The 4,658-nt window shown below is 37.7% G+C and carries 5 protein-coding genes; 4 read left to right on the forward strand and 1 reads right to left on the reverse strand.

All coding sequences use genetic code 11. The features are described from left to right. Nucleotides 1-41: 41 nt before the first annotated feature. Nucleotides 42-1,025 (forward strand): Gfo/Idh/MocA family protein, encoded by a 984-nt coding sequence (locus COD11_RS02815; protein ID WP_098795242.1) that lies wholly within the window; start codon nt 42-44, stop codon nt 1,023-1,025. 51 nt (nt 1,026-1,076) lie between these two features. Here COD11_RS02815 and COD11_RS02820 read toward each other — a convergent pair whose 3' ends face one another. Beyond that, a complete protein-coding gene (locus COD11_RS02820) occupies nt 1,077-2,768 on the reverse strand; it encodes a catalase (protein WP_098795243.1) in 1,692 nt (563 codons plus the stop codon). A 201-nt stretch (nt 2,769-2,969) separates the two neighbouring features. Here COD11_RS02820 and COD11_RS02825 point away from each other — a divergent pair, with 201 nt between their 5' ends. From COD11_RS02825 to COD11_RS27340, 3 genes are all read left to right on the forward strand, one after another. Then, nucleotides 2,970-3,530, forward strand: a complete 561-nt coding sequence (locus COD11_RS02825; RefSeq protein WP_098795244.1) for an RNA polymerase sigma factor — start codon at nt 2,970-2,972, stop codon at nt 3,528-3,530. Next, nucleotides 3,527-4,261 (forward strand): anti-sigma factor, encoded by a 735-nt coding sequence (locus COD11_RS02830; protein WP_098795245.1) that lies wholly within the window; start codon nt 3,527-3,529, stop codon nt 4,259-4,261. The genes COD11_RS02825 and COD11_RS02830 overlap by 4 nt, the downstream gene beginning before the upstream one ends. Nucleotides 4,262-4,353: 92 nt before the next feature. Next, a complete protein-coding gene (locus COD11_RS27340) occupies nt 4,354-4,482 on the forward strand; it encodes a hypothetical protein (protein WP_255301522.1) in 129 nt (42 codons plus the stop codon). Nucleotides 4,483-4,658 lie beyond the last annotated feature (176 nt).

Below are 4,658 nucleotides of genomic sequence, written 5' to 3' on the forward strand. Positions count from 1 at the left end.
AGAAGTTTTGACAATACGAAGTACATATTGGAGGGGTAAGTATGGTTCGATTCGGTATTATCGGAACAAATTGGATTACAGAAAGTTTTATCCAAGCTGCAAAAAAAGTAGAAGGTTTTTCTTTAACAGCTGTATACTCAAGAACAACTGAAAAAGCAAGGGAGTTTGCAGACAAACACCTTGCTGAGCATATATATACAGAATTAGAGGAATTCGCAAGCAGCGATAAATTTGATGCGGTGTACATTGCAAGTCCAAACTCATTGCATGCTTCTCAAGCGATTCTTTGTATGGAAAAAGGTAAGCATGTATTGTGTGAAAAACCTATAGCTTCTAATGAAAATGAAGTAAGTGAAATGATTAAGGCTGCAAATAAGTATAATGTTGTCTTAATGGAAGCATTAAAAACGACTCTATTACCAAATTTCTTAGCTATAAAAGAAAACTTACATAAGATTGGAAAAGTAAGACGTTATTTTGCAAGCTACTGCCAATATTCTTCACGCTATGACAAATATAAAGAAGGTACTGTATTAAATGCCTTTAAGCCGGAGTTTTCAAATGGCTCTGTAATGGATATCGGAATTTATTGTATATATCCTGCAATTACTTTATTCGGAGAACCAAAGGAAGTCAAATCCTCAAGCTATATGCTTGAGTCAGGTGTTGATGGAGAAGGAAGTATCCTACTCACATATGATGAGATGGATGCGGTTATCATGTATTCAAAAATTACGAATTCATATGTTCCTTCGGAAATACAAGGTGAAAATGGTAGTATCATTATTGATAAAATACATACACCTGAGAGTGTGAAGATTCAATATAAAGATGGAACAGTAGAGGATCTGACGCAGTCTCAGGATACTGAAAGCATGTATTATGAAGCTAAAGAATTTATTGAACTTGTTACTCAAGGTAAGCATCAATCAGAAATAAATTCTCATCAAAACTCTTTAATAACAGCTACAGTAATTGAAGCTGCTCGTAAGCAAATTGGCTTAGTTTATCCAGCTGATAAATAAGAAATGGGCCGGTTCCCAACAGAGGGAACTGACCCATTTTTTCATTTAGTCTTAATAAGGATCTGCTTCGTGACTTTTCTTTACAGCGTCTTTTGTAGCTTCATTTGCAGCTAATGAACCTAGTCCACCTTGGCCATATTTTGACGTGCCTGATTCACGACCTGGGACTTCACCCATACTCATTTCTTTCATTTCTTTTATTTTCATTTCAATGCCTTCCTTCACACGACGCCCATAATCTTCATCAGCTTGTGTAAAGTGTTCAATCATCGCATCTTGAATTTTTTTATTACATGCTGCAAGTGCTTCAGAAAGGTTTTTTATTAATTCATCGCGCTCCCATTCTTCAAAACTGCGGTATGTGTCACCAGCTTGACCGTAGTTGTTAGGTCGATCAATTGGTGCACTCATTGCTGCAGCATTATATGTTGGCTGATGTGGTGCACGACCTTCTCTACTTGCTTCCTTAAAACCGCCGAGCATTGATGGCTCATAGTTAATATGAGGATTATCTCCGGACTCTTTCGGGTCACGCACATCCATTTGTCCACGTTGCTGATTTGTGCGAACAGGTGCTTTAGGTGCGTTCACAGGTAATTTCAGATAGTTTGCTCCAACACGATAGCGTTGTGTATCTGAGTATGAGAAGGTACGACCTTGTAACATTTTATCATCTGAAAAGTCCATACCATCAACAAGAACTCCTGTACCAAAAGCTGCTTGTTCAATTTCAGCATGAAAATCCACTGGATTACGATCTAACACCATACGTCCTACAGGTAGCCATGGGAACTTATCCTCTGGCCAAAGTTTCGTATCATCAAGAGGATCAAAATCGAGTTCAGAATGGTAATCATCCTCCATGATCTGAACAAAAAGCTCCCATTCAGGATAATCTCCGCTCTCAATGGCCTCATATAAATCTTGTGTTGCATGCCCAACATTTTTTGCTTGAATTGAGTCAGCTTCTTCTTGAGTTAAATTTCGAATACCTTGCTTAGGCTCCCAGTGATATTTCACCAACACTGCCTTGCCCTCTGCATTAACCCATTTATATGTATTTACACCAGATCCCTGCATATGGCGGTATGTAGCTGGAATGCCCCATGGTGAGAAAAGGAATGTGATCATATGTGTTGCCTCAGGTGTACGGGAAACAAAATCAAACATACGCTCTGGATTTGGAACGTTTGAAGCTGGATCTGCTTTAAAAGCATGAATCATATCAGGAAACTTCATTGCATCACGAATAAAGAAAATTTTAAGGTTGTTCCCAACAAGATCCCAGTTTCCTTCTTCAGTGTACATTTTAACCGCAAAGCCGCGTGGGTCACGTGCTGTTTCAGGAGAATCCTTAGCTCCTGCTACTGTAGAGAAACGAACCATTAATGGTGTTTTCTTCCCAGCTCCAGAAAATACTTTTGCGCGCGTATACTTTTCTACAGGCTCATCGCCAACTTTTCCATAGGTTTCAAAATATCCAAATGCACCAGATCCTCGTGCATGTACAACACGCTCTGGTACCTCTTCACGATCAAAATGTGAAATTTTTTCAATGAAGTGATAATTTTCAAGTGTGGCAGGACCACGGTCACCGATCGTACGGATATTTTGATTATCCATAACAGGATGCCCTTGGCGGGTTGTTAATGTATCATCTTGCTCATTTCCAGATTTACTATTATCTAATGATTCATCATTAGAAGCTCCAAACTCTTCATTATATGAATGATCCTTTTTCAATGGTCAGCCTCCTATATAGTAAATAAATCAACATAATCATTTATTTGCTAAAGGTACCAAAAATATACAAGAGTTATTAAAATTTGTATGATCTAAATCAATAGAGTAATCGTTCTCTTATTAAGATCATAAAAGCACAATATCTATTAAGCTAATCTGATAATATGCTATTCTTAGAAAAACAACATAAAGGAGATTCATATGATCGAGAAGGATGATGCATCGTTATATGCTAAAGCTGCCAATAAAGATCGCATTGCTTTTGAACAGTTATATGATCGTTACGAAAAACTTGTTTATTCTTTTGCTTATCGAATAACGAAGGATACGACCTTGTCAGAGGAGATTATCCAGGATGTTTTTATGAAGCTGTGGAATGGAACAAATCTTTATGATGAGAAAAAAGGGAAATTCTCTTCATGGCTTCTAACGATCACAAGAAATAAAGCAATTGACGAAATTAGAAAACGCCAGAGACATACGCATGAAAAAGTAATTGAGAAAGACTCATTAGTTGTAGATGAAGCTTCTACAGAGCAAAAGATAGAACAGAAAGAACAACGAGAAAAAATTCAACAGGCCATGTTAAATCTTAAAATAGAACAGCAGCAAATTATTGAATTATTTTACTTTAAAGGATTAAGTCAGCAAAAGATAGCGGATCAGTGTGAGATTCCGCTTGGAACTGTTAAGGGCAGGATTTGGATTGCATTAAAACACTTAAAAAACATGCTAGGTAAGGAAGGGAGGGACATCACATGACAAATGAACAGTGTATCTCTTTAATTGATTATTACAATCGAACATTATCAGATGAAGAATTAGAGGAATTTGAATCCCATTTAGAAAGTTGTTCGACTTGTAAGCAAGAGTTGGAAGAGTTAATGAGTTTAACGGAAGAATTACCTTACCTTTCTGAACAAATTGATGTTCCAAAAGGAATGAAAGCAAGAGTTCTTGAGAATATATATGCCGAAAGTACGGTAATTGAAGATAGTCATGAAAAAGTTTCAGAACTTCAAGTAGTAGAACTGAAAAAGAAAAGCGGAAGATCGAGATTTTTAATTCCAACATTTGCTGCTGCTTTATTATTATCACTAGCCACAAATGTTTATTTATATAGGGAAGTGACCCAAAATTCCAAAAGTGAGGAGTTCTTGCCAACATCTCAGGTAACGTTACTACCTCCAGATGGTCAAGGGGATGGCATCGCAATTGCCTCTCTTTTATCAGCAGCTGGTCAGAAGTCGATTCTCCTACAAGCATCTAACTTACCAAAGCTCCAGGATGATGAAGTTTATCAACTATGGGTTCTTGAAGGAGGGCAGCCATATCCTGCCGGGGCCTTTCAAACGAACGATTCCGGTCAAGGTACATTAACATATTCATTAGAGGGACTTGAAGGAGACTGGGATACAATAGCCATTACAGTGGAACAAGAGCCAGATTTACCAACCCCACAAGGAGAGATTGTTTTAGCTGGCGGTATTTAGGTAGATGAATTCTCTTTTTACTAAAGGTATCTTTTCTCATTTTTTAGCAAACAATAATTGTTGAAAAATGCTTTGTAAAGGGGGATTTTAGAATGGCTAAAAGAGACAGTCATAAAAATCAGCAAGAGAAAATGAAAAAAGCAAGTGATGCGATTAACACCGATAAAGACTTTGGAAATGATCTGGCTGAAAGAAATCACAACGAAAAAAGATCTAAATAATGAAGAAGGAGACTGTCCCGGATATATAGGGACAGTCTTTTTATAGGGAGTGTCTCTGAAGAGAATATTGTCTCAATACAGGGGGAATCGGGACAGAAAAGGTCCTGGAGAGGTGGGTGTGTCTCGATACAGGGAGGGATTGGGACATAAGAGGTGTTCCGGCAGAAAGATGTGTC

It is taken from the genome of Bacillus sp. AFS040349 (genome assembly GCF_002577655.1).
Classification (GTDB): domain Bacteria; phylum Bacillota; class Bacilli; order Bacillales; family Bacillaceae; genus Metabacillus.

Bases quoted from the DNA above. Each gene is read 5' to 3' on its own strand.
- COD11_RS02815 (WP_098795242.1), top strand. From the start codon at position 42: ATGGTTCGATTCGGTATTATCGGAACAAATTGGATTACAGAAAGTTTT.
- COD11_RS02825 (WP_098795244.1), top strand. From the start codon at position 2,970: ATGATCGAGAAGGATGATGCATCGTTATATGCTAAAGCTGCCAATAAA.
- COD11_RS02830 (WP_098795245.1), top strand. From the start codon at position 3,527: ATGACAAATGAACAGTGTATCTCTTTAATTGATTATTACAATCGAACA.
- COD11_RS27340 (WP_255301522.1), top strand. From the start codon at position 4,354: ATGGCTAAAAGAGACAGTCATAAAAATCAGCAAGAGAAAATGAAAAAA.